At 67.3% G+C, this 24990-nt stretch carries 21 protein-coding genes and 1 tRNA gene; 5 read left to right on the forward strand and 17 right to left on the reverse strand.

The annotated features are described in order from the left end of the window. Positions 1–3 precede the first annotated feature (3 nt). The 5 genes from odhB to mdh all read right to left on the reverse strand — a co-directional run bounded on the left by odhB (position 4) and on the right by mdh (position 6641). Positions 4–1224, reverse strand: a complete 1221-nt coding sequence (gene odhB, locus RT655_RS16810) for a 2-oxoglutarate dehydrogenase complex dihydrolipoyllysine-residue succinyltransferase (protein ID WP_313538902.1) — start codon at positions 1222–1224, stop codon at positions 4–6. A gap of 2 nt (positions 1225–1226) precedes the next feature. Beyond that, a complete protein-coding gene (locus RT655_RS16815; RefSeq protein WP_313539140.1) occupies positions 1227–4157 on the reverse strand; it encodes a 2-oxoglutarate dehydrogenase E1 component in 2931 nt (976 codons plus the stop codon). Between the two features lie 64 nt (positions 4158–4221). Beyond that, positions 4222–5106 carry a succinate--CoA ligase subunit alpha gene (gene sucD / locus RT655_RS16820; protein ID WP_064310390.1) on the reverse strand — a complete coding sequence of 295 codons (885 nt, stop codon included), beginning with the start codon at positions 5104–5106 and terminating at the stop codon, positions 4222–4224. Further along, positions 5107–5709 (reverse strand): hypothetical protein, encoded by a 603-nt coding sequence (locus tag RT655_RS16825; protein WP_313538905.1) that lies wholly within the window; start codon positions 5707–5709, stop codon positions 5107–5109. Further along, positions 5679–6641 (reverse strand): malate dehydrogenase, encoded by a 963-nt coding sequence (gene mdh / locus RT655_RS16830; RefSeq protein ID WP_313538906.1) that lies wholly within the window; start codon positions 6639–6641, stop codon positions 5679–5681. The genes RT655_RS16825 and mdh overlap by 31 nt, the downstream gene beginning before the upstream one ends. Before the next feature lie 269 nt (positions 6642–6910). Between mdh and RT655_RS16835 the strand changes: the two genes are divergently transcribed. Together RT655_RS16835 and RT655_RS16840 are read left to right on the forward strand one after the other, a co-directional pair. After that, positions 6911–7258: a hypothetical protein gene (locus RT655_RS16835; protein ID WP_313538908.1), complete on the forward strand. Its 348-nt coding sequence runs from the start codon at positions 6911–6913 to the stop codon at positions 7256–7258. Next, a complete protein-coding gene (locus tag RT655_RS16840; protein WP_313538909.1) occupies positions 7258–8397 on the forward strand; it encodes a glutathionylspermidine synthase family protein in 1140 nt (379 codons plus the stop codon). Before RT655_RS16835 ends, RT655_RS16840 begins: the two co-directional genes overlap by 1 nt. A gap of 6 nt (positions 8398–8403) precedes the next feature. On the opposite strand, the gene RT655_RS16845 is transcribed toward RT655_RS16840, so the two are convergent. From RT655_RS16845 to rsmI, 4 genes are read right to left on the reverse strand one after another with little or no spacing between them, the layout of a single operon-like run. Continuing rightward, a complete protein-coding gene (locus RT655_RS16845; protein ID WP_141988355.1) occupies positions 8404–8991 on the reverse strand; it encodes a DedA family protein in 588 nt (195 codons plus the stop codon). A 15-nt stretch (positions 8992–9006) separates the two neighbouring features. Further along, positions 9007–9960 carry a glutathione synthase gene (gene gshB, locus RT655_RS16850; protein WP_313538912.1) on the reverse strand — a complete coding sequence of 318 codons (954 nt, stop codon included), beginning with the start codon at positions 9958–9960 and terminating at the stop codon, positions 9007–9009. A 31-nt stretch (positions 9961–9991) separates the two neighbouring features. After that, positions 9992–10345, reverse strand: coding sequence for a YraN family protein (locus RT655_RS16855; RefSeq protein ID WP_313538914.1), 354 nt, complete (start codon positions 10343–10345; stop codon positions 9992–9994). Then, the gene (gene rsmI / locus RT655_RS16860; protein WP_313538916.1) at positions 10342–11175 is read right to left on the reverse strand and encodes a 16S rRNA (cytidine(1402)-2'-O)-methyltransferase; all 834 of its coding nucleotides are present in this window, start codon (positions 11173–11175) and stop codon (positions 10342–10344) included. Before rsmI ends, RT655_RS16855 begins: the two co-directional genes overlap by 4 nt. Before the next feature lie 11 nt (positions 11176–11186). On the opposite strand from rsmI, the gene RT655_RS16865 reads away from it, so the two are divergent. Next, complete coding sequence (locus RT655_RS16865; protein WP_313538918.1) at positions 11187–12386, forward strand: penicillin-binding protein activator; 1200 nt, start codon at positions 11187–11189, stop codon at positions 12384–12386. A 58-nt stretch (positions 12387–12444) separates the two neighbouring features. On the opposite strand, the gene hemW is transcribed toward RT655_RS16865, so the two are convergent. The 6 genes from hemW to RT655_RS16895 all read right to left on the reverse strand — a co-directional run bounded on the left by hemW (position 12445) and on the right by RT655_RS16895 (position 20801). After that, positions 12445–13587: a radical SAM family heme chaperone HemW gene (gene hemW / locus RT655_RS16870; protein ID WP_313538920.1), complete on the reverse strand. Its 1143-nt coding sequence runs from the start codon at positions 13585–13587 to the stop codon at positions 12445–12447. 11 nt (positions 13588–13598) lie between these two features. Continuing rightward, positions 13599–13672 (reverse strand) — tRNA-Gly (locus RT655_RS16875). 38 nt (positions 13673–13710) lie between these two features. Then, positions 13711–15246: an efflux transporter outer membrane subunit gene (locus RT655_RS16880; RefSeq protein ID WP_313538922.1), complete on the reverse strand. Its 1536-nt coding sequence runs from the start codon at positions 15244–15246 to the stop codon at positions 13711–13713. After that, a complete protein-coding gene (locus RT655_RS16885) occupies positions 15243–18443 on the reverse strand; it encodes an efflux RND transporter permease subunit (RefSeq protein WP_313538924.1) in 3201 nt (1066 codons plus the stop codon). The genes RT655_RS16880 and RT655_RS16885 overlap by 4 nt, the downstream gene beginning before the upstream one ends. A 6-nt stretch (positions 18444–18449) precedes the next feature. Then, entirely contained in the window at positions 18450–19688 is a 1239-nt protein-coding gene (locus RT655_RS16890; RefSeq protein ID WP_313538926.1) for an efflux RND transporter periplasmic adaptor subunit, read from the reverse strand. Positions 19689–19874: 186 nt separating this feature from the next. Beyond that, positions 19875–20801 carry a Gfo/Idh/MocA family oxidoreductase gene (locus RT655_RS16895; protein WP_313538928.1) on the reverse strand — a complete coding sequence of 309 codons (927 nt, stop codon included), beginning with the start codon at positions 20799–20801 and terminating at the stop codon, positions 19875–19877. A gap of 102 nt (positions 20802–20903) precedes the next feature. On the opposite strand from RT655_RS16895, the gene RT655_RS16900 reads away from it, so the two are divergent. Next, positions 20904–22700, forward strand: a complete 1797-nt coding sequence (locus RT655_RS16900; protein ID WP_313538930.1) for an IlvD/Edd family dehydratase — start codon at positions 20904–20906, stop codon at positions 22698–22700. Between the two features lie 6 nt (positions 22701–22706). Here RT655_RS16900 and RT655_RS16905 read toward each other — a convergent pair whose 3' ends face one another. Next, positions 22707–23087: a helix-turn-helix domain-containing protein gene (locus RT655_RS16905; protein ID WP_313538932.1), complete on the reverse strand. Its 381-nt coding sequence runs from the start codon at positions 23085–23087 to the stop codon at positions 22707–22709. A gap of 99 nt (positions 23088–23186) precedes the next feature. Here RT655_RS16905 and RT655_RS16910 point away from each other — a divergent pair, with 99 nt between their 5' ends. Next, on the forward strand, positions 23187–24248 hold the full coding sequence (locus RT655_RS16910; protein ID WP_313538934.1) for an SDR family oxidoreductase: 1062 nt from the start codon (positions 23187–23189) through the stop codon (positions 24246–24248). Here RT655_RS16910 and RT655_RS16915 read toward each other — a convergent pair. Beyond that, complete coding sequence (locus tag RT655_RS16915) at positions 24245–24988, reverse strand: FadR/GntR family transcriptional regulator (RefSeq protein ID WP_313538936.1); 744 nt, start codon at positions 24986–24988, stop codon at positions 24245–24247. The genes RT655_RS16910 and RT655_RS16915 overlap by 4 nt on opposite strands. Positions 24989–24990: the final 2 nt, after the last annotated feature.

Below are 24990 nucleotides of genomic sequence, written 5' to 3' on the forward strand. Positions count from 1 at the left end.
GAATTACAGGTCGATCAGCAGACGGGTCGGATCCTCGATCGCGTTCTTGATCGCGACGAGGAAGGTCACTGCCTCGCGGCCGTCGACCAGGCGGTGATCGTAGCTGAGCGCCAAGTACATCATCGGGCGGACGACGACCTGGCCGTTACGAACGACCGGGCGGTCCTCGATGCGGTGCAGGCCGAGCACGGCCGACTGCGGCGGGTTGATGATCGGGGTCGACATCAGCGAGCCGAAGACGCCGCCGTTGGAGATGGTGAAGGTACCGCCCTTCATCTCGTCCATCTTCAGCGTGCCGTCTTTGGCGCGCTTGCCGAAATCGCCGATCGTGCGCTCGATGCCCGCGACCGACAGGTCCTGCGCATCGCGGATCACCGGAACGACCAGGCCCTGCGGGGCCGAGACCGCGACCGAGACGTCGCAATAATCGTGATAGACGATCTCGTCGCCCTCGATCGAGCCGTTGACGCCGGGGATGTCCTTCAGCGCCATGCACGCGGCCTTCACGAAGAAGCCCATGAAGCCCAGGCGGACGCCGTGCTTCTTCTCGAACAGGTCCTTGTACTTGGCGCGCGCCTCGATCACCGCGGTCATGTCCACGTCGTTGAACGTGGTGAGCATGGCGGCGGTGTTCTGCGCTTCCTTGAGGCGCTTGGCGACCGTCTGGCGCAGGCGGGTCATCCGCACGCGCTCTTCCTTGCGACCGCCGGTCGCTGCCGGAGCAGCGGTGGGGGCGGGCGCAGCGGCGGCCGGCGCGGCAGGCTTGCTGCTGGCGGCGGCGATCACGTCGTCCTTGGTCAGGCGGCCGTCCTTGCCGGTGCCCTGCACGGTCGAGGGATCGACACCGGTTTCGAGCACCGCACGGCGCACCGACGGCGACAGCGCGGCGGCATCGGCCGACGGGGCCGGGGCAGCGGCAGGCGCCGGAGCTGGCGTCGCGGCCGGCGCAGCAGCGGCGGGGGCAGCAGCCGAAGCGGCCGAAGCACCTTCACCCGCGATGATCGCGATCACCGCGCCCACTTCGACGGTATCGCCGACCTTGACGATCTGCTCGCCCATCACGCCGGCGACCGGCGAGGGGACTTCGACCGAGACCTTGTCGGTCTCGAGGCTGGCGATCGGCTCGTCGGCGCGGACGGGATCGCCCGGATTCTTCAGCCATTCACCGACGGTAGCTTCGGTGATCGATTCGCCCAGTACGGGGACTTTGACTTCGGTGGCCATTCTCAACCTTTCCGGGTGCGGCGGATTTCATCGCGGACATTATGGCCGAGCGCGTCGGCAACGAGCGCGCCCTGCTCTGCGGTGTGGCGCTTCATCAGGCCGGTGGCGGGCGATGCCGCTGCCGAGCGGCCCGCATAGCGCGGACGCTGGACGCGGGTGCCGGCGTCGATGAGGCATTCCTCGATCAGCGGCTCGACGAAGAACCAGTAGCCGTTGTTCTTCGGCTCTTCCTGGGCCCACACCACCTCTTCGAGGTTGGGCATGCGCTTCAGCCGCTCGGTCAGCGGCTCGCCCGGGAACGGGTAGAGCTGCTCGAGCCGGACGATCGCGGTGTTCTGGTCGCCCGCCGCATCGCGCGCCTCGATCAGGTCGTAGGCGACCTTGCCGGTGCAGAGCACGAGGCGCTTCACCTCGGTATCCGCCGGTGCGCTCGGATCCGACAGGATGCGCTTGAAGTGGCTGTCGCCCAGGAACTCCTCGGCGCTCGACACCGCCATCTTGTGGCGGAGCAGCGACTTGGGCGTCATCTGGATCAGCGGCTTGCGGAAGTTGCGGTGCATCTGCCGGCGCAGCAGGTGGAAATAGTTGGCCGGCGTGGTGATGTTCACCACCTGCATGTTGTCCTGCGCGCAGAGCTGGAGGAAGCGCTCCGGACGCGCCGAGCTGTGCTCGGGGCCCTGGCCTTCATAGCCGTGCGGCAGCAGCATCACCAGGCCGTTGGCGCGGAGCCACTTGGACTCGCCCGACGCGATGAACTGGTCGATCATGATCTGCGCGCCGTTCACGAAATCGCCGAACTGCGCTTCCCACAGCACCAGTGCCTTCGGATCCGCCAGCGCATAGCCGTACTCGAAGCCGAGCACGCCATATTCGCTGAGCGGAGAGTCGAGCACTTCGAAGCTGCCGTGCGGCACCGTGGTGAGCGGCACGTACTTGGCCTCGGTCTTCTGGTCGACCCAGACGGCATGGCGCTGCGAGAAGGTGCCGCGGCCCGAATCCTGGCCGGACAGACGCACCGCATAGCCTTCCGAGAGCAGCGAGCCGAACGCCAGCGCCTCGCCGGTCGCCCAATCGAAATTGGTGCCCGACTTGAACATCTCGCGCTTGGCATCGAGCACGCGGCCGAGGGTCTTGTGGATCTCGAGATCCTCGGGGACCGTGGTCAGGGTGCGGCCGAGGCTGTCGAACAGCTTCTTCTCGATGCCGGTCTCGACGTTGCGGCGCGAGCCCTCGCCGTCCGACGGCGCGCCCAGACCCGACCAGCGGCCGGCGAACCAGTCCGCCTTGTTCGGCAGATAGGTCTTGCCCGCTTCGAACTCGCCTTCGAGCAGCGTGGTGAACTGGTGGGTCTTCTCGTCGATGAAGCCCTGGTCGACCACGCCCTCGGCGATCAGCTTCTGGCCATAGATGCTGCTCACACCGGGGTGCTGGCGGATCTTCTGGTACATCAGCGGCTGGGTGAAGCCGGGCTCATCGCCTTCATTGTGGCCGAAGCGGCGATAGCACCACATGTCGATCACGATGTCGCGGTGGAATTCCTGGCGGAACTCGATCGCCACCTTGCAGGCGAAGGTCACGGCTTCGGGATCGTCGCCGTTGACGTGCAGGATCGGCGCCTGGACGCCCTTGGCGACATCCGACGGATAGGGCGAGGAGCGCGCGAACTGCGGGCTCGTCGTGAAGCCGACCTGGTTGTTGATGACGAAGTGGATGCAGCCGCCGGTATTGTAGCCGCGGATGCCGGAGAAGCCGAGCGTCTCCCACACGATGCCCTGGCCGGCGAACGCCGCGTCACCATGGATCAGCACCGGCAAGACCTGCTCGTGCTTTTCCAGATCGCCGCGGATCGTCTGCAGCGCGCGCGCCTTGCCGAGCACGACCGGATCGGCCGCCTCGAGGTGCGACGGGTTGGCGACCAGCGACATGTGGACGCTGATGCCGTCGAACTGGCGATCGGTGGAGGTGCCGAGGTGGTACTTCACGTCGCCCGAACCGGCGACGTCGTCCGGGTTGGCCGAACCGCCGCCGAACTCATGGAAGATCACCCGGAACGGCTTTTCCATGACGTTGGCGAGCATGTTCAGGCGGCCGCGATGGGCCATGCCGTACACGATCTCGCGGACGCCCTGCTGGCCGCCATACTTGATGATTGCTTCCATCGCCGGGATCATCGATTCGCCGCCGTCGAGGCCGAACCGCTTGGTGCCGACATATTTCTTGCCGAGGAATTTTTCCCACTGCTCGGCTTCGATCACCTTGGACAGGATCGCCTTCTTGCCGTCCGGCGTGAAGTTGATCTCCTTGTCCTTGCCTTCCATCCGGTCCTGGAGGAAGCGGCGCTCCTCCACGTCCGCGATGTGCATGTACTCGAGGCCGACATTACCGCAGTAATTGGCCTGGAGGATCGCGACGATCTCGCGCACCGTTGCGTGCTGCAGGCCGAGCGCACCGCCGAGATAGATCGGGCGATCGAGATCGGCGCCCGAGAAGCCGTGATATTCCGGCGTCAGATCGGCGGGCAGGTTCTGGCGGGCGAGGCCCAGCGGATCGAGATTGGCGGCGAGATGGCCGCGCACCCGATAGGTGCGGATCAGCATCATCGCGCGGATCGAATCTTCCGCGGCCTTGGTGACGTCCGCCGTCGAGGCGGCGGGGGCGGCCGGCTTGGCGGGCGCGCCGCCCTTGGCGGGCTTGGGCGCGGGCTCCATCTGGGTGGGGTCGAGCCCGGCCGTGAGCGCGTCGGTTTCGGTCAGCGGCCAGTTGGCGCGCTGCCAGCTGGGGCCAGAGGCCGTGGATTCGAGACCCTCGAACCAGGCACGCCAGCTCGGTTCGACAGAGGCCGGATCGCTCTTGTAGCGCCGGTACAGGGTCTCGACGAAGCCGGGGCTCACACCGCCGGCGATGTCGTCGAAGTCGAGGCCTTCATAGCCCATGATCATGCTTCCGTTCGTGTTAGCGCTCCCATACCCACCTATATAGGAGCGCTACCGTTGCAGTTTAGCCCTTCAGCGCTTCCAGCAGCGTCTCGCCGAGCAGCGAGGGGCTGGGGGAGACGCGGATGCCGGCGGCTTCCATCGCCGCGATCTTGTCCTCGGCGCCGCCCTGGCCGCCCGAGACGATCGCACCGGCATGGCCCATGCGGCGGCCCGGAGGTGCGGTGCGGCCCGCGATGAAGCCGGCCATCGGCTTCTTGCGGCCACGCTTGGCCTCGTCGATCAGGAACTGCGCGGCTTCTTCTTCCGCCGAGCCGCCGATTTCCCCGATCATGATGATCGACTGGGTGGCTTCGTCCGCGAGGAACAGCTCGAGCACGTCGATGAAGTTGGTGCCGTTGACCGGGTCACCGCCGATGCCGACGGCCGTGGTCTGGCCCAGGCCTGCATTGGTGGTCTGGAACACCGCCTCATAGGTGAGGGTGCCCGAGCGCGACACGACGCCCACCGAGCCCTTGGAGAAGATCGAGCCCGGCATGATGCCGATCTTGCACTCGCCCGGCGTCAGTACGCCCGGGCAGTTCGGGCCGATCAGGCGCGACTTGGAGCCGGAAAGCGCTCGCTTCACCTTGACCATGTCCAGCACCGGAATGCCTTCGGTGATCGCGACGATCAGCGGGATCTCGGCGTCGATCGCTTCGAGGATCGAATCCGCCGCGAAGGGGGGCGGCACGTAGATCACGCTGGCGTCGGCGCCGGTCTTGTCCTTGGCTTCGGCGACCGTGTCGTACACGGGCAGGCCGATATGCGTGCTACCGCCCTTGCCGGGGGTGACGCCGCCGACCATCTGCGTGCCATAGGCAAGCGCCTGCTCGGTGTGGAACGTGCCGGTGGCACCGGTCATCCCCTGGACGATGACCTTGGTGTTCTTGTCGACGAGGATGCTCATTCAGTTCGCCTTTTCCGGGTCGCTGGGAGGAGGGGTAAAGGAGCGCAGCGCAATCCAGCCGCCGAACGTGGCGAGCGAATATTGCGTCGTTCCGAACGAAGCGGCCGTGAAGGTCGCGCGGTCGGGCTTGGATTCGGGGCGCGCATAGAGCGGCACCTTTTCCTCGCTCGGCAACACGATCTTGCGGGCCGCGAGATAATCGTCGCCGCCGCCGATCCACAGGACCATGCAGGATTCGGCGAGGGTGCCCGTGCCGGAGCCGGCCTTGGGGACGAACAGATAGGTGTTGCCGCCGGCGATGCGGTAGATGCTGTTGGGCACCCTGGCCGGTTCGGGGGCGGGCGCCTTCAGCGCATCGGCGGCATTGTCGGTCGAAGCGGCGCCGATGCCGATCGCGCGCTGCGCGGGCAGCGGCAGCGTCGCATAGGTCGCCGGTTCGGCCATGCCGCGAGTCAACCGGGCGCTGCCGCCCATGCATACCGCACGGAACAGCGCCACCGGCTCGGTCGGTGCCGTGGCGATCGCTTCCTGTGCGGAAGCGACGCCCGGCACCGCGACGAGCGCGGGAAGGATCAGGCGAGCGAGGAGTCGATCGACTTGCATGCCGCGACCAGTTCCTTGACCGCGTCGACCGAGACGTCGAAATTCTGCTTCGCCGTGGCGTTCAGTTCGATCTCGACGATGCGCTCGACGCCGTCCTTGCCGATCACGATCGGCACGCCGACATACATGTTGTCGACGCCGTACTGGCCGGTGAGGTGCGCGGCGCAGGGAAGCAGGCGCTTCTTGTCCTTCAGATAGCTCTCGGCCATCGCGATCGCGCTGGTCGCCGGAGCGTAGAAGGCCGAGCCGGTCTTGAGCAGCGCGACGATCTCGCCGCCGCCCGAACGGGTGCGGGCGACGATGGCGTCGATACGCTCCTGGGTGGACCAGCCCATCTTGATCAGGTCGGGCACCGGAATGCCGGCGACGGTCGAATATTCGATCACCGGGACCATGGTGTCGCCGTGGCCGCCGAGCACGAAGGCGGTGACGTCCTCGACCGAGACGTTGAACTCTTCGGCGAGGAAGTGACGGAAGCGTGCCGAATCGAGCACGCCGGCCATGCCGACGACCTTCTGGTGCGGCAGGCCCGAGAATTCACGAAGCGCCCACACCATCGCGTCGAGCGGGTTGGTGATGCAGATCACGAACGCGTCGGGCGCGTGTGCGGCGATGCCTTCGCCCACGGCCTTCATCACGCCGAGGTTGGTCTTGAGCAGGTCGTCGCGGCTCATGCCCGGCTTGCGCGGGATGCCGGCGGTCACGATGCAGACGTCGGCGCCCGCAATATCCTCGTAGCTGTTCGCGCCCTTGAGGTTGGCGTCGAAGCCTTCGACCGGACCGGACTGCGCGATGTCGAGCGCCTTGCCCTGCGGGGTGCCTTCAGCGATGTCGAAAAGGACGATGTCGCCCAGTTCCTTGATGGCGGCGAGGTGCGCGAGCGTACCGCCAATCATGCCGGAGCCGATCAGCGCGATCTTCTTGCGGGCCATGGAATCTCCTTGGTTGGTTCCAAGCAAAGCGGTCGCGTGAACATGCGCCGCGAAAGCGAGGGCGGGATAGGCCTATAATAGCGAGGCTGCAACCCGGGATTCGGTATGGGGGCAGGAATATCTTTGCAACTCGTTCGCAGGAGCAATAAGGCGCGTTTTCCGCGGATTGCCGCGGGCTTGCGGTTTTCCGAGACAGCGGGTGGAAGCCTCGGTAAAAAGCCCGCTGGTTGCGGTGCATGGGGAAATGCACCGCGAGTATTGGGGGCATGATGCGTAGACCACCCGATTTCAGCGTGCTGCGGATTACCGCGGCGACCTCCATGGCGTTGCTCGCGGCAGGATGCGGCGGCAGCAACGTGGCCAGCCAGCCGGTGCGCTATTGCACCGATGCGGCAGGGCGCCGCATCGCCGATGCCAACTGCAACCGCGGTAGCGGCGGTCATGGTGGCGGGCATTTCTACTATGCCGGCAAGGGCTCGACGGTGCCTGCGGTGGGCGAGGCTGCGCGCGGCGGATCCTTCCAGCCTGCCAGCGGCGTACGCTATGGCGGCGCAGAGTCGGTGACGCGCGGCGGGTTCGGCAGGATCGGCGGGTTCTTCGGCAGCAAGGGCGGCTGATGCGCCGCACGACGGTGGCGCCGCGCGCCGACTGGCAGGCGCGGGTGGAGGCGCTTGGGCTCGTCTGGCACAGCCTCGACGGCAAGCCCTATTGGGACGAGAGTGCCTGCTACGTCTTCACCGCCGCCGAGATTGCCGAGATCGAATCGGCGAGCGCGGAATTGTACCGGCTGTATCTGGCGGCGGGCGAGCATGTGATCGCCGAGGGTCGGCTGGGCGAGCTCGGCATCCCGCGCCCTGCCTGGGACGCAGTGGCGGCAGCCTGGGAGGCCGAGCCGCCGGCGCTCAATTTCGGCCGCTTCGACCTCGGCTATTGCGGTGACGGGCCGCCCAAGCTGTTCGAGTTCAACTGCGATACGCCCACCAGCCTGCTCGAGGCGGCGGTGATCCAGTGGGACTGGAAGGAAGCGGTGTTTCCTGTGCTCGACCAATATAACGGCCTCCACGAGGCGCTGGTTGCCCAATGGCGCGCGATCGCACCGCTGCTCGGGGAAGGGTCGGTCCACTTCGCCCACATGGCCGATGCCGCGGGCGAGGACAGCGTCACCCTCGCCTATCTGCGCGACACGGCCGAGGCGGCAGGGCTCGCGACGCTGCCGGTGGAGATGGCAGCGATCGGCTGGAGCCATGCCGCGCGCCGCTTCGTCGATGGCGGCGATCGACCGATCAAGACGGTCTTCCACCTCTACCCCTGGGAATGGCTGCTCGCCGAGCAATTCGCGCCGATGCTGGTCGAGAGCCTGGGCAGAACGCGCTGGATCGAGCCGATCTGGAAGACCTTGTGGAGCAACAAGGCGATCCTGCCGATCCTGTGGGAGCTGTTTCCCGGCCATCCCAATCTGCTGGAGGCGGGCACGCGGCCGATCGGCGGCGATCAGGTCGCCAAGCCATTGTTCGGGCGCGAAGGGGCCAATGTCTCGATCCGCTGGGGCGACAGGGTCGTCGCGGAGAGCGACGGCGACTATGTCGAGCAGGGCTGGATCTACCAGCGCTTCCAGCCCTTGCGGGATTTCGGCGCCGGCTATCCGGTGATCGGGTCCTGGGTGGTGGACGGCGTGCCGGTCGGCATGGGCATCCGCGAGGACGGGCTGATCACCGGCAACACGGCGCGGTTCGTGCCGCACGTGATCGACGGTTAGGGGCTGTCAGGCTGCGCGCGGCTTCCAGGTCAGCACCCGCCACACATAGAAGATCAGCATCGCCACTACGCCGATGACGATCGCGGGGGTGATGAACCGGTCGATCTCCGCGATCGCGGCACCCAGGCCGTAGCCGACGCCGACCAGCGCGGCGTTCCACAGCGCGCTGCCGGCGGCGGTATAAAGGCAGAATTTCCAGAAGGGCATGTGCATCAGCCCGGCGGGCAGCGAGATGATCGTGCGGCCGAACGGCATGAAGCGGAAGACGAAGATCGTCGGGCCGCCCCAGCGGTCGAAATAGCCCTTGAACCGCTCGACATCGTGCCACTCGACCGTGAGCCAGCGGCCCCAGCGCGCGACGAAGGGCTGGAGCCGCTCATAGCCAAGCCGCCGCCCGATCTCCCACCAGAAGAGATTGCCGAGCACGGTGCCGAGCGTGCCGACCAGCACCAGCAGCACGGGGTCGAAATGCCCACGCGCCGCGCCGATGCCGGCCATCCCCATGATCGCCTCGGACGGGACCGGAGGAATCACGTTCTCCAGCACCATCAGCAGGAAGATGCCCCAATAGCCCCAGCCGAGGATCACACCCATCGCGTCAGGCCCCGATCAGGCGCGCGCGGCCATCCGGGCCTCGATCGCATCCCAGATCATGCCCGCCGTGTCGGTGCCGTTGAACCGGTCGATCGCGACGATGCCCGTGGGCGAAGTGACGTTGATTTCGGTCAGCCATTGTCCGCCGATAACGTCGATGCCCACGAAAAGGAGCCCGCGCTTCTTGAGTTCGGGCCCGAGCACGGCGCAGATTTCCTTCTCCTTGTCGGTCAGCTCGGTCTTCGCCGCCGATCCGCCGACCGCGAGGTTGGAGCGGATCTCGCCCTCGCCGGGCAGCCGGTTGATTGCGCCGGCCACTTCGCCGTCGACCAGCACGATACGCTTGTCGCCCTTGGCGATATCGGGGAGGAAGGCCTGCACCATGTGCGGCTCGCGATAGGCGGTGTTGAACACCTCGATCAGCGAGGAGAGGTTGGCGCCGTCGCGGCCGATCTTGAAGATCGCCTTGCCGCCATTGCCGTGCAGCGGCTTGACGACGATCTCGCCATGCTCGGCGAGGAACGCCTTGGCCTCGTCGACCGAGCGGGTGACGAGCGTCGGTGGCATGAACTGGGCGAAATCGAGCACCCACACTTTTTCCGGCGCGTTGCGGACCTGGGCGGGGTCGTTGACCACCAGGGTCTTGTCGGCGATGCGCTCGAGCAGGTGGGTGGCGGTGATGTAGCCGAGATCGAAGGGCGGGTCCTGGCGCATCAGCACCACATCGGCCTCGTCGCCGAGATCGAGCTTTACCGGATCGCCGAAGCTGAAATGATTGCCTTCGACGCGCTGCACCGTCACCGGATGCGCCTTGGTCCACACGCGGCCCGCGCTGTAGTTGAGGTCCTCGGGGGCGTAGTGGAACAGCTTGTGCCCGCGCGCCTGGGCGGAGAGCATCAGCGCGAAGGTCGAATCGCCTGCGATGTTGATCGAATCGAGCGGGTCCATCTGCACGGCGACGGTAAGCATGCGGCCTCCTTGGGTGTCTTGCCGGGCTAGGTCACCCGATCCAGGCGTTCTCGATATGGCGAGGCAGCGTGCGCGGGGCAATGAGGATCACGTCGACGCGGATATCGTCGCCGGGACCGGCATAGCGCGGCATCAGCAGTTCCGCCGCGGCGGCGACGCGGGCGAGGCGGCGTTCGTCGATGGCGAAATCGAGGTCGGCCGCGGTCTTGCGGGTCTTCACCTCGACGAAGGCGACGAGGCTGCCACGCCGTGCCACGATGTCGACTTCGCCCGCGGGCGTGCGCACCCGCTGGTCGAGGATCCGCCAGCCGCGCAGCCACAGCCACCAGGCGGCGCGGCGCTCGCCGTCGCGACCACGCAGCTCGGCGGCGCGGCGGTCCCTCACCCCTTCAATTCCATCGCCCGGGCGTAGAGCGCCTTGCGATCCAGCCCCAGCTTCTTGGCGACCTCCCCCGCCGCCTTGGAGGCGGGGAGGCGGGTGAGGGCCTCCACCAGTGCCGCTTCGCCATCCTCGAGCGTGGCGGGCGGTGCCTCGCCCGGCGGGCCGACGATGATCACGATCTCGCCCTTGGGCGGCGCCTCGGCATAGCGGGCGGCGAGGGTAGAGAGGGTGCCGGTCACACATTCCTCGAACTTCTTGGTGATCTCGCGCGCCACCCCCGCCTCGCGGTCGCCCAGCCCCTCAGCCAGTGCCGACAGGCAGGCGGAAAGGCGCGGGCCCGATTCATACAGCACCAGCGTCGCCTTGATGGCCGCGACCTCCGCGATCGCCTCTGCTCGCGCATGCGCCTTGCTCGGCAGGAAGCCGAGGAAGAAGAAGCGGTCGGTTGGCAGCCCCGCCAGCGTCAGCGCGGCGATCGCGGCGCAGGGGCCGGGGATCGTCACCACGGTGTGGCCAGCCGCGCGGGCGTCGCGGACCAGCTTGTAGCCGGGGTCGGAGATCAGCGGCGTGCCCGCATCCGATACCAACGCAACCGCCTCGCTCCCCATCCGCGCGATCAGCCCGGGGCGGACGGCATCGGCATTATGGTCGTGATAGGGCTGCATCGGCCGCTTCACCCCGATGTGGCGGAGCAGTCCGGCGGTCACCCGACTGTCTTCCACTGCAACCACATCGGCTTGCGAGAGTATGTTGCTGGCGCGCGGCGACAGGTCACCGAGATTGCCGATCGGGGTGGCGACGATATAGAGGCCGGGCGCAAGCGTGTTTTCCATCGGGGAGTGTCATGGCAGAGGGCAGCGGCAAATCGCAACCGGGACGCATCGCGTCCCTTCGTTTGGCCGTGACCGGTCTGGCTCTTCTGGCGAGCGCCTGCGTCGCGCCGCGCGGCGGTCCGCCGACCGCGCCGCCCGCACCGGCCGAGCGCCCGGCCGAGCGCCCGAGCACGCCGATCCAGCAGGGATTGCCACAGGATGTCGCGCGCCACCGCGTGGCGCTGCTGGTGCCGCTGACGGGCACCAATGCCGGACTCGGCCGCTCGCTGCAGAATGCGACGCAGCTGGCGATCCTCGACACCAACACCGATGCGATTCGCATCACCAGCTACGACACCGCCGGCCCCGGCGGCGCGATCGCCGCTGCCGAGCGCGCGGTGTCCGAGGGCAACAAGGTGATCCTCGGCCCACTGCTCGGCGAGGATGCTCGCGCGGTCGCGCCGATCGCGCGCAAGGCGCGGGTGCCGGTGCTGAGCTTTTCCAATGATGCCAGCGCCGCCGGCAACGGCGTTTATCTGCTCGGCTATTCACCCACCCAATCGATCGAGCGCGTGGTGGATTATGCCAAGGGCAACGGTATTACCCAGTTCGCCGGGCTGATCCCCTCGGGCGTCTATGGCCAGCGCAGCTCGACCGCGTTCCTGCGCGCAGTGGAAGGCGCCGGCGGTAAGGTGCTCTCGATGCAGAATTACGATGCGCGGCCGGGATCGATGAACGGTGCGATCGCCAGGCTTGCAGGCGTGCCCTATCAGGCGATCCTGATCGCGGGCAGTGCCGGCTCGGCGACGGTTGCGGTGCCGGTGATCCGCCGGTCGGGCGCGGGCAAGTCGGCGCGGGTGCTCGGCACCGAATTGTGGAACACCGATTCGGCGATCGCCAGCCGCCCGGTGCTCAACGGCTCCTGGTTCGCCAGTGTGCCCGACGGCGTGTATCGGCAATATGCGGTGAAGTATCGCACCCGCTTCGGCGCGGCGCCCTACCGCCTCTCGGCGCTCGGCTATGATGCGGTGCTGCTGACGGTGCGGATCGCGCGCGATTGGAAGAACAATACCGACTTCCCCGTCTCGATGCTGGTCGACCATGATTTCGGCGGTGTCGACGGCGCCTTCCGCTTCGGCCGCGACGGCATCGCCGCGCGCGCGCTGGAAGTGCAGGAAGTGCGGGACGGGTCGATCGTGACGGTGTCGGCTGCACCGGCGAGCGCGCAGTAGAAGGCCTGAACGTCCAATGTCGTCATCCCGGCGAAAGCCGGGATGACGACATTGCGGTTCAGGCGACGATCTCGCGCAGGATGGCCTCCAGCACCGGCATGCCCGTCTCGGTAACCCGCAGCCGTGTGCCGTCACGCTCGGCCAGCCCTTGCCGGACGATCCGGTCGAGCGCCCTTGCATCGATCGGCGGCGCGCCCTCCGCCAGCAGAGCAATGCGATCAAGGTCGATACCCTCGCCGATCCGCAGCCCCATCAGCAGCGCCTCGATCGCGCGGTCGGCGGGATCGAGGTGGTCCTCGCACTCCATCCCGTGCCCGTTGCGGTCCAGCGCCGCCAGCCAGTTCTCGGGCTTCTTGTGGCGCAGCGTTGCGAGGCCCCCGCGCCGGCCATGCGCGCCCGGCCCGACACCCGCATAGTCGCGATAGCGCCAATAGGTGAGGTTGTGCCGGCTCTCCGCACCCGGGCGGGCGTGGTTGGAAATCTCATAGGCCGGCAGCCCCGCCGCGGCAGTGATCGCGCGGGTCATCTCGAACAAATCCGCGCCCATATCGGCATCGGGGATGGTCAGCTGGCCCTTCGCCGCCAGCGTCGCGAAGCGCGTGCCCGGCTCGATGGTCAGCTGGTAGAGCGAGAGATGCTCGGTCCCGAATCCGATCGCGCGGCGCAGCTCGGCTTCCCAAGCGTCCAGCGACTGGCCCGGCCGGGCATAGATCAGGTCGAAGCTTACCCGTTCGAATGCGGCCTGCGCGGTGGCCAGCGCCGCCAGGCCTTCGTCGACGCCGTGCGCGCGGCCAAGGAAGACCAGCGCCTCGTCATCGAGCGCCTGCAGTCCAAGCGATACGCGATTTACACCAGCCCTGGCGATGTCTGCGAAGCGTGCCGCCTCTACCGAGGAGGGGTTGGCCTCCAGCGTGATCTCGATGCCGTCTTCGAAGCGCCAAACGCTCGCGGCCGCGTCGATGATCGCAGCGACCGTCTCGGGCGGCATCAGCGAGGGCGTGCCGCCGCCGAAGAAGATCGAGCCCAGCCGCCGCCCCGGCAGCATCGCCGCCTCATGGGCGAGGTCCGCCAACAGCGCATCGCGCCACCGCGCCTGGTCGACGCTTTCGCGGACATGGCTGTTGAAGTCGCAATAGGGGCATTTGGACACGCAGAACGGCCAATGCACATAGAGTGCGAGCGGGGCGAGGTCTGCTGTCATGCTTTGTCCGGTGGAGCGGGTAGCGGGAATCGAACCCGCGTATTCAGCTTGGAAGGCTGCTGCACTACCATTGTGCTATACCCGCCCGATGGACATGCGCCTGCCACAAGCAGGGGCGTGCGGTCAACTGCCCGGGTTCGCGGCGGTTCCGGACGCGTTCACCGGCTGCGGCCCGTTGCGCGTCACGTCCAGCTGCGAGTCGCCGCCGAGTGCGCGGTAGAGGTTCACCCGGTTGGTCGCCGCGGTGAGCTGTACCGTCACCAGCTGCTGCTGCGCCGCATAAAGCGAACGCTGCGAGACGAGGCTCTGCAGGAAGGTGTCGATCCCCCCGCGATAGCGCGCTTCGCTCAGCCGGTAGGTGTCGGCGGCCGCCTCTTCCTGCAGCTGGGTCGCGCGGAGCTGCGCGTCGAGCGTGCCGCGCACCGCCAGCGCATCGGCGACGTCGCGGAACGCCGTCTGAATCGTGCGCTCGTAATTGGCGACCTGCGCCTGTTGCTGGGCTTCGCTCAGCCGCACATTGGCGCGGCCGGCGCCGCCGCGGAAAATCGAATAGCTGCCGGTGCCGCCCGCCTGCCAGGTGAAGGCATCGCCGTCGAACAGGCTGGAGAGCGCGGTGCTGGCAAGGCCGAGAACGGTGGTGAGGCTGATCCGTGGGAACAGCGCGGCGCGCGCCGCACCGATCTGGGCGTTGGCGGCGCGCAGCTGATATTCTGCCTGCACCACGTCCGGTCGGCGCAGCAGGATGCTCGAATCGAGGCCTGCCGGCACGCCGGCAATGGTGGGGGCGGCCTGCTCGATCGAGGCGGGGAGCAGTGCCTGGTCGACCTCCGACCCGGCGAGCAGGCGCAATGCATTGACGTCCTGCGCCAGCGCGCTGGTCTGGCGCGCGACGTCGTTCTGCGCGGTGGCGAGCGTCTGCTCGGCCTGGCGAAGATCAGTGCGCGGGGCGACCCCGCCATCTAGCCGGGCGCGGGTGAGGCGGACGCTGTCCTCCGCGCTCTTCGCGGTCTGCTGCGCGACGGCAAGTAGGCTGGCGTCCGACGCATAGGTGAGCCACGCCGTCGCGATGTCGCCGACCAGCGTCAGCCGGGTCGCACGCGCGCCGGCCTCTGTGGCGAAATAGGTGTTCTGCTGCGCGCGGGTGAGCGAGGCGAGGCGGCCGAACAGGTCGAGCTCGAAGCCGGTGATACCAACCTGGGTGGAATAGTTGGTGCGAAGCGCGGTGCCGTTGGTGCCGGTGTTGCCCACCGTGCCGGTTCCGCCGGTGCCGGTGCCAGTTCCCGTGCCCCCGGTATTGCCCAGCCCGTTGCCGATATTGGTCGAATTGCCGCGCCGCTCGGTGATGCCGAGGCTGACATCGACCTGGGGCAGCTGCGCCCCGCGCTGGATCTGGTATTGCGCGCGCGCCGCGGCGATGTTCGCCGCCGCCACCCGCAGGTCGCGATTGTTGGCGAGCGCCTGCTCGATGATTTTCTGCAGCCGCGCATCGCGGAACACGTCGCGCCAGCTGAGCGCGGGCAGCGTCGCCTCGCTGGTGCGCAGATAGGAGTCGCCCACCGGCCAGCTCGGAGGCACCGGCGCGGCGGGGCGCACGTCCTTCGGCGCCATCGAACAGCCGGCAAGCGCGGCGGTGGTGAGGAGCGTCAGCGCGCGCTTCATGCCTGGGCCTCCGGGGTGTTGCGATGGCGGCGGTTGCGCAGCGCGGCCAGCCCGTCGCGCACGCCGCGGCGGACGAGCACGAAGAACAGCGGGATGTAGAAGATGGCGAGGATCGTCGCAGTCAGCATGCCGCCGATCACCGAGGTGCCGATGGCGATGCGGCTGTTGGCGCCAGCGCCGGTCGAGATCGCCAGCGGCAGCACGCCGAAGATGAAGGCCAGGCTTGTCATCAGGATCGGGCGGAGACGGATGCGGGCCGCATCGAGCGCCGCCTCGATCACGCGCTTGCCCTGCTTCTCGGCCTGTTCGGCGAATTCGATCATCAGAATCGCGTTCTTGGCGGCGAGGCCCATCGTCGTGAGCAGGCCGATCTGCAGATAGACGTCGTTCTGCAGCCCGCGCAGCGTGACCGCGAAGATCGCGCCGACCAAGCCGAGCGGGATGACGAGCAGCACCGCGATCGGAATCGACCAGCTCTCGTACAGCGCCGCCAGGCACAGGAATACGACGAGCAGCGACACGCCGTAGAGCAACGGGGCCTGGCCCGAGGAGAGCCGCTCCTGATAGGACAGGCCCGCCCAGGCGACGCTGGTGCCGGGGATCTGCGCGGCAAGCTCGGCGATGCGCTTCATGGCCTCGCCCGAGCTCTTGCCCGGTGCCGCCTGGCCGCTGAACTCGAACGACTGCACGCCGTTGAAGCGCGCCATCGAGGTCGGCGCCGTCGCCCAGCTCGTCGAGGCGAAGGAGGTGAACGGCGCCATCTGGCCATTGCTGCTGCGGACGAACCACTGGGCGAGATCGCCAGGCTCCGAGCGATAGGGCGCGTCGCCCTGAACATAGACGCGCTTCACGCGGCCGCGATCGATAAAGTCGTTGACGTAGCGGCCGCCCCAGGCGGTCGACAATGTCGAGTTCACGTCGGCCTGGCTGAGGCCCAGCGTGGCGAGCTTCTGCTGGTCGAGATCGACTTTGAGCGTCGCGACGTCAGGCAGGTCGGTCAGGCGTACCGCGGTCAGCTCCGGATCGGCATTGGCGGCGGCGAGCAGCTTGTCGCGCGCGGCGACGAACTGGTCGCGGCTCATGCCGCTGGAATTGAGCAGCTCCATGGTGAAGCCGGTCGACTGGCCGAGGCCTCGGATCGCCGGCGGCACCAGCGCAAAGACCTGGGCGTCGCGGAAGTTGCGGAAGGCGCCCGCCGCGCGGTTGACGATTCCGTCCGCGCTGTTTTCGGTACCTTTGCGATCGGACCAATCCGTGAGGTTGAGGAAGCCCTGGCCGGTATTCTGCCCGGCCGGGCCGCCACCACCGCCGCCGCCGGCGACCGAGAACATCACCGAGACGTTCTTGGCCTCCTGCGTCAGAAAGTATTTTTCAACCGCCAGCTGGATTTCCTTGGTGCGCGACATGGTGGCGCCCGCGGGCAGGCGGAACTGCACCGAGGCGGCGCCCTGGTCCTCGGTCGGCAGGAACCCGGTGGGCAGGCGGACGAACATCAGCACCAGCACCGCGCAGACGGCGACATAGACGAGCAGGAAGATCCACTTGCGGTCGATCACCGCCTGCACCCAGCCGGCATAGCGTTCGACGCCGCGATCGAAGCCGTTGTTGAACTTGGTCTTGGCCGTGGTCAGCCCGCGGCCGACCCAAGGGAATTTACGCGCGAACCACGTGTCCTCGACGTCCTTCTCCTCGCTCTTCTGCTTGAGCAGCGTGGCGGTAAGCGCGGGGCTCAGCACCAACGCAACGAGCACGGAGAGCACCATGGCGGAGACGATCGTCACCGAGAACTGGCGGTAGATCACGCCGGTCGAGCCGCCGAAGAACGCCATCGGCAGGAACACCGCGGAGAGAACGAGCGCGATGGCGACCAGCGCAACCTGGATTTCGTCCATTGAGCGGATCGTCGCCTCGCGCGGCGTCATGTCCGGATTCTCTTCCATCAACCGCTCGACATTCTCGACGACGACGATCGCGTCGTCGACGAGCAGGCCGATGGCGAGGACGAGCCCGAACAGGGTCAGCGTGTTGATCGAGAAGCCGAGCGCATAGAACACGCCGAAGGTGCCGAGCAGCACCACCGGCACCGCGATCGCGGGGATCAGCGTCGCGCGCCAGCTTTGCAGGAACACGAACATGACGATGACGACGAGGATGATCGCCTCGACCAGCGTCTTCACTACTTCCTCGATCGAAAGCTTGATGAAGCCGGTGGTGTCGTTGGCATAGGCGTATTTGAAGCCGGCCGGGAAGCCCTTGGAGGCCGCGTCGACCTGCTGCTTCACCAGGTCCGCGGTCTTGAGTGCGTCGGCGCCCGGCGAAAGCGAGATGGCGAGGCCGGCGCCCGGATGGCCGTTGATCCGGCTCGACGAGTTGTAATTGTCCGAGCCGAGCTCGACGCGCGCGACGTCGCGCAGCTTCACCGCGGCGCCCGTGGTATCGGTCTTCACGATGATGTTGGCGAACTGCTCGGGCGTCTGCAACCGCGACTGCGAGGTCACGGTCGCGTTGAGCATCTGCTCGTCGGGCATCGGCTGGCCGCCGAGCTCGCCCGCGGCGATTTCGGTGTTCTGCGCCTGGATCGCGGTGATGATGTCGTTGGGGATCAGCCCGTAGCTCGAGAGCCGCGACGGGTTGAGCCAGATGCGCATCGCATAGGGTGCGCCGAAGACGTTGGTGTCGCCGACGCCCTCGATCCGCGACAGCGGATCCTGCAGGTTGGAGGCGAGCCAGTCCGAGACGTCGAGATTGGTCTTCTTGTCGGTCGAATCATAGACGCCGACGATCATCAGGAAGTCGGGGTTCGACTTGGTGACGGTCAGGCCCTGCTGCTGCACCTGGGTGGGCAGGCGGGACAAGGCCTGCTGCACCTTGTTCTGGACCTGCACCTGGGCGATGTCCGGGTTGGTACCCTTTTCGAAGGTCGCCGAGATCGACACCTGGCCGCGCGAGGTGGAAGAGCTGCTGAAATAGAGCAGGCCGTCGATGCCGCTCAGCTGCTGCTCGATCACCTGGGTGACGCTGTTCTGCACCGTCTCTGCTGAGGCGCCGGGGTACGTCGCGCGGATGTTGACCTGCGGCGGCGCGATGTCGGGATATTGCGCGATGGGCAGCGAGAAGATCGCGGCGAGGCCCATCAGCATCACGATGATGGCGAGCACCCAGGCGAAGATCGGCCGGTCGATGAAGATGCGCGACATGGGGGCTCAGCCCGCCTTGGCCTGGCTGCCGCCCTTGGATGGGTCGCCGCCTTGCCCCTGGCCCTTTTTGGGCGGCTGGATCTTCTGCGGCGTGTTGGCGGGGACCGGCTTGATGTCGATGTCTGGCTTGAGGTTTGCCGTGCCCTGCACGATCACCTTGTCGCCCGGCGCAAGTCCTTGCGTAATAACCCAATTCTGCCCGATCGTGCGATCGGCGACGACGGTGCGTGCCACCGCCTTGTTGCCCGGCCCGACCACATAGACGGTCGCATTCCCCTTGGGATCACGCGAAACGCCGGCCTGGGGTACGAGATATGCTTGCGTGTCGATCGCCTGCGCAAACGTCGCGCGAACGAACATGCCCGGCAGCAGAATGCTCTGCGGGTTGGCGAAGCGGGCGCGCAGCGTGACGGTGCCGGTGCTTTCGTTCACCACCACTTCGGAGAACTCGACCGTGCCGGCCATCGCGTAATCGCTGCCGTCTTCGAGCTTCAGCCGAACCGCGGCACTGGCCGGGGTGATGCCGCCCTTGGCAAGCGCCTTGCGCAGCGCGAGCATGTCGGCGCTCGACTGCTGGATGTCGACATAGATTGGGTCGAGCCGCTGGATCGTGGCAAGCGGATCGGTCTGATTGGTTGTGACCAGCGCGCCTTCGGTGACGAGGCTGCGGCCGATCCGGCCAGTGATCGGGGCGGGCACCTTGGTGAAGCGCAGGTTGATCTGGGCGGTTTGCAGCGCGGCGCGCTGCTGCGCTACCTGGGCCGCCGCCTGGCGCGACGCGGCGACCGCGTCGGTATAATCCTGCTGGCTCACCGCCTGCATCGCGGCGAGTGGCTTGTATCGATCGGCCTTGATCCGTGCGGCTTCGAGATTGGCCTGCGCGTTCTGCAGGTTGGCCTGCGCCTGCGCAGTGCTCGCCTGATAGAGGCTGGGATCGATCTGGTAGAGCGTCTGGCCCTGACGGACGATCGTGCCCTCCGTGAAGAAGCGGCGCTGGACGATGCCGGCGACCTGCGGGCGGACCTCGGAGGACTGATAGGCGGTGACGCGGCCGGCAAGTTCGGTCGTCATCGGCACGCTGCCCGGCTGCACCACGACATAGCCGACCTGCGGCGGGCCGGAGTGGCCGCGGCGACCGCCCGCCTGCTGCTTGCCGGCGCCGTCGCCGGCGCTGCACGACGCGAGAAGCAGGGCCGATGCAAACACGATCAGGCCCGAACGGCCATAGCTGGTCGGAGCGTTCAAATTTCAGAACCCGCTTAGGGGTGGCCCGAGGAATGCCGGACCACCGGTCACTGCCAAACTCGCCATTAGATGGCACGTTTCCGTGGTGCCACAAAAAGGTTGTCGCAAAATATGTCGAACGGCGTAGCGACCGGTCCGGGATGGATGGAAAATGCCGGCGCCCGGCCCAGCGAGCGCCGGTCAAGCTCAGAAGGTGAAGGTCTCGCCGATCGTGCGCTCGCCGACGAGGAAGGCATCGGCGACCAGCTGGAGCGGGCGGACGTCGACGTCGCTCTGCTTCGCAGCGACCAGCTCGGCGAAGCGCGCATAGAGCCGGGCATATTCGCGGTCCGGCGCCTTCTGTTCGTCCTCGCCTGGCAGCTGGAGGATGCTGCCGCCCATGCCGAGGCGCAGCGTGCCGGCATCGGTGTCGACCTCGATGTCCCAGGTCTGCGGGCCGGTCTGGAGGAAGTCGAAGTCCGCGGTCACCGCGGCACCGCCGCTGCGCATGTGCAGCTTGGCGCGGAGCGGCGAGGCGCGGCCCTCGGGCACTTCCATCCACGCCTCGTCGAGCAGCAGCGCGTGCGGCAGAATTTTGGTCGCGATCGAAAGCGCGTTGATGCCCGGATCGAAAACGCCGAAACCACCCGCCGCCAGGATCCATTCCTGCCCCGGGTGCCAGCGGCGGATGTCCTCGCGCCAGGTGATCCGCGCGGCCTTGATCTGCTTGCCCTGGAGCCACGCCTTGGCGGGCTCGACGCCCGCGGCCTCGCGCGAATGCCAGGTAGTGAACAGCGTCACGCCCTTGGCACGCGCGCGCTCGGCGAGGTCGGCGATTTCAGTGAGCGTCGCGGCGGGCGGCTTCTCCAGCATCACGTCCAGCCCCGCCTCGATCGCGATGCGCGCCTGGTCGTAGCGGCCCTCGGGCGGCGTGCAGAGCGACACGGCGGTGAGGTCATGGCCCCCGGCGATCAGCGAGTCGATGTCCTTATGTGCCGCGACGCCGTCGACCGAAGCGTTGCGGCTCGCGGTAGCGACCAGCTCGAAACGGTCATCGCCTTCCAGCGCCGGCAGATGCTGATCGCGCGCGATCTTGCCGATCCCCACCAACCCCAGACGAATCCGCTCCGACATATCAGGCCATCCTTTTATAAGATATATATGCTTCCTATGGGCGTACGCCGCGGTTATCAAGGGCCACAGTGACACGCCAAATTGCGCCGTAGCGGAGGAATCATGACCGAAGAAGCTGGAACTCGTCGCGCGGCGCTGCGCTCGCGGGCATGGTTCGACAACCCTGATAACCCCGACATGACGGCGCTCTATGTCGAGCGCTACCTCAACTTCGGGCTGAGCCTGGAGGAGCTGCAATCGGGTAAGCCGATCATCGGCATCGCACAGACCGGCAGCGATCTCAGCCCCTGCAACCGCCACCATCTCGAACTTGCCAAGCGGGTGCGCGAGGGGATTCGCGAGGCGGGCGGCATCGCCATCGAATTCCCGACCCATCCGATTCAGGAGACCGGCAAGCGTCCCACTGCGGGGCTCGACCGCAACCTCGCCTATCTCAGCCTGGTCGAGACGCTCTATGGCTATCCGATCGACGGCGTGGTGCTGACCATCGGCTGCGACAAGACGACCCCGGCCTGCCTGATGGCCGCCGCCACGGTGAACATTCCCGCGATCGCGCTGTCGGTCGGCCCGATGCTCAACGGCTGGTTCAAGGGCGAGCGCACCGGATCGGGCACTATCGTGTGGAAGGCGCGCGAGATGCTCGCGGCGGGCGAGATCGATTACAAGGGCTTCATCCAGCTCGTCGCCTCGTCCGCGCCGTCGACCGGCTGGTGCAACACCATGGGCACCGCGACGACGATGAACTCGATGGCCGAGGCGCTCGGCATGTCGCTGCCCGGCTCGGCGGCGATTCCGGCGCCGTATCGCGATCGCGCCGAATGCGCCTATCGCACCGGCCTCCAGATCGTCGAGATGACGCTGGCCGATCGCAAGCCTAGCGACGTGCTGACCCGCGAGGCCTTCCTCAATGCGATCCGCGTCAACTCGGCGATCGGCGGCTCGACCAACGCGCCGATCCACCTCAATGCGATCGCACGCCATATCGGCGTCGAGCTCAGCCTCGAGGATTGGGAATCCTACGGCGCCGACGTGCCGCTGCTGGTGAATCTCCAACCGGCGGGCACCTATCTCGGCGAGGATTTCTACCGCGCCGGGGGCGTGCCCGCGGTGATGGGCGAGCTCTATCGCGCCGGGCTGCTCCACAACGATGCGCTGACCGTCAACGGCCGTACCATCGGCGAGAATATCGGCACGGCGGAGATCGAGGATGACGACGTGATCCGGCCGCTCGCGACGCCGCTGCGGCCTGCGGCGGGGCTGACGGTGCTTTCGGGCAACCTGTTCGACAATGCGGTGATGAAGCTCAGCGTGATCTCTGACGAGTTCCGCGCCCGCTACCTTTCGAACCCGGACGATCCTGGCGCGTTCGAAGGTACCGCGGTCGTGTTCGATGGTCCCGAGGACTATCACCACCGCATCGACAATCCCGCGCTCGGCATCGACGCAAACAGCATCCTGATCATGCGCGGCGCGGGGCCGGTCGGCTATCCGGGCGGCGCCGAGGTGGTCAACATGCGCCCGCCGGTGGCGCTGATCCAGGCGGGCGTGCATGCGCTGCCCTGCCTGGGCGACGGCCGCCAGTCGGGCACCAGCGGCAGCCCCTCGATCCTCAATGCGGCACCCGAGGCGGCGGTGGGCGGCGGCCTCGCGCTGGTCCGCACCGGCGACCGCATCCGTATTGACCTGAACACCCGCTCGGCGAACTTGCTGGTCAGCGACGCGGAACTAGCGCAGCGCCGCGCAGACCTGGGCATCGACTATGTGCCCGAATCCCAGACGCCGTGGCAGGAGATCCATCGCGGGCTGGTCGGCCAGTTCGATGGCGGCGCGGTGTTCGAGAATGCGGTGAAGTATCAGCGTATCGCCCAGACCAAGGGCCTGCCGCGCGACAGCCACTAAGGGGGTTCAGGCGCGACGGGCGGTGGGCCGGCTGCCGAGCTGGTCGAGCGCATCGGCATTGTCGCGCCCCCAGGCATAGAGCAATTCGACCGGCTCGACGAAACGATCGCCCAGCGGTGTCAGCCGGTACTCCACCGCCGGCGGCACCGCGTTCTGGACGACCCGCTCGACCAGCCCCACCTCCTCCATCTCGCGCAGCGTCTGAGTCAGCATCTTCTTGGAGATGCCGGGCAGGCTGCGCAGCAGCACGCCGCTCCGCGCGGCGCCGCCATGGCGGGCGTGGAGAATGTGGAGCACCATGCTCGTCCATTTGGTGGCGAACAGCGCCAGCACCCGCCGCGGCGCGCAATCCTCCCGCCATTCCGAATCCGCCGTACCTGGCCGCATAGTTGGGTACCTCTTGGTGCCTAGGTTCCGATTTGGTGCCGTCTAGAAGCCGCGGGACCGGCTGCCTAGCTCGGTCTCGAACGCTTTATGGAGGCAAAAATGGCCAAGACGGCTTTGGTGGTAGGCGCAAGCGGCATCGTCGGCAGCGCAACGGCGGACCTGCTGGTGGCAGAGGGCTGGACGGTGCACGGGCTGGCACGCCGCCCCGTGGAGCAGGCGGGCGTCGCGCCGGTCGCTGCCGACCTCACCGATGCGGCCGCGACCGCGCAAGCGTTGGCGGACGTGAATCCGGATGCGGTGTTCATCACCACCTGGCTGCGGCAGGACAGCGAGGCGGAGAATATCCGCGTCAATTCGGCGATGGTGCGCAACCTGCTCGACGGGCTGCCCAAGCCTACCGGTCCGCGCCACGTCGCGCTGGTCACCGGGCTCAAACATTATCTCGGGCCGTTCGAGGCCTATGGGAAGGGCAGTCTGCCGCAGACGCCGTTCCGCGAGGAGCAAGGGCGGCTAGACGTCGACAATTTCTATTATGCCCAGGAAGACGAAGTGTTCGCCGCGGCGGAACGTGACGGCTTCACCTGGAGCGTGCACCGCCCGCACACCGTGATCGGCAAGGCTGTCGGCAATGCCATGAACATGGGCGCCACGCTGGCGGTCTATGCCACGCTGTGCCGCGAAACCGGCCGGCCGTTCCGCTTTCCCGGTTCGGCGGCGCAGTGGAGCGGGCTCACCGACATGACCGATGCGGGCCAGCTCGCCCGGCATCTCGTCTGGGCGGCGGAGACGCCGGGAGCGGCCAACGAGGCGTTCAATGTAGTCAATGGCGACGTCTTCCGCTGGCAATGGATGTGGGCGCGCATCGCCGAATGGTTTGGCCTGAAAGCCGCGCCGTTCGAAGGATCGGTCCAGCCGCTCGAACAGCAGATGGCGGGCGATGCCGATCTGTGGCGCACGATTGCCGAGCGCGAAGGGCTGGCCGAGCCGAACCTCGCCCGGCTGGCCTCGCCTTGGCACACCGATGCCGATCTGGGTCGCCCGATCGAGGTGGTAACCGACATGTCGAAGAGCCGCCGGATGGGCTTCACCGCCTATCAGCCGACCGACGACGCCTTCTTCGCGCTGTTCGAGCGGCTGCGCGCCGATCGGCTGATTCCTTAAGCCGCCGCGTCGGCGCCCTCGACGGTCTCGATCAGTTCGACCACGTCGCCGATCAGCGTCCGCATCGCGACGCGGGCGCCGGTATAATCCTTGGCGGCGATCGCGTCGCGGACTGCGGCATGGTCGGCCACGCTCGCGCTGCGGCCCTTGATCCGGTTGGTGAAGCGGATCGAGGTACGTAGCGCGGTCGCGACCATGTCGCGGAACTGCGCGTAAAAGGGGTTGCCCGAGGCGCGCAGCACCGCGACGTGAAAGGCGATGTCGGCATCCAGCGTGTCGTCGAGCCCGCGTTCCGCCGCTTCCATCCGAGCAAGGCCGGCGGAAATGCGTTGCAGGTCTTCGGGCGTGCCGAACTGCGCAGCCAGCGCCGCCGCCTCGGGCTCGATGGCGATGCGCAGCTGGCTGAACTGACGCAGCAGGTCGACCGAGAATTGCCGCTCGAGCAACCAGCGCAGCACATCGGTGTCGAACAAATTCCACGACGACGCAGGCTGCACCACCGTGCCCTGCCGCGGCCGTGCGCTCAGCAGGCCCTTGGCGGTGAGCATCTTCACCGCCTCGCGGGTGACCGAACGGCTGACGCCGTGCTGCTTGGCCAGTTCGGCTTCGGTCGGGAATGCTTCGGTCTCGTAACGACCGGTGACGATCGCGCGGCCCAGCGCGTCGAGCATGCCATAGGTAAGATTGCGGCCCAGCCCCGAACGGACGGCATCGGCAGGGAGGGAGGGAGCGGTAGACATCC

The organism is Sphingomonas sp., assembly GCF_032114135.1.
In the GTDB taxonomy this organism is placed as follows: domain Bacteria; phylum Pseudomonadota; class Alphaproteobacteria; order Sphingomonadales; family Sphingomonadaceae; genus Sphingomonas.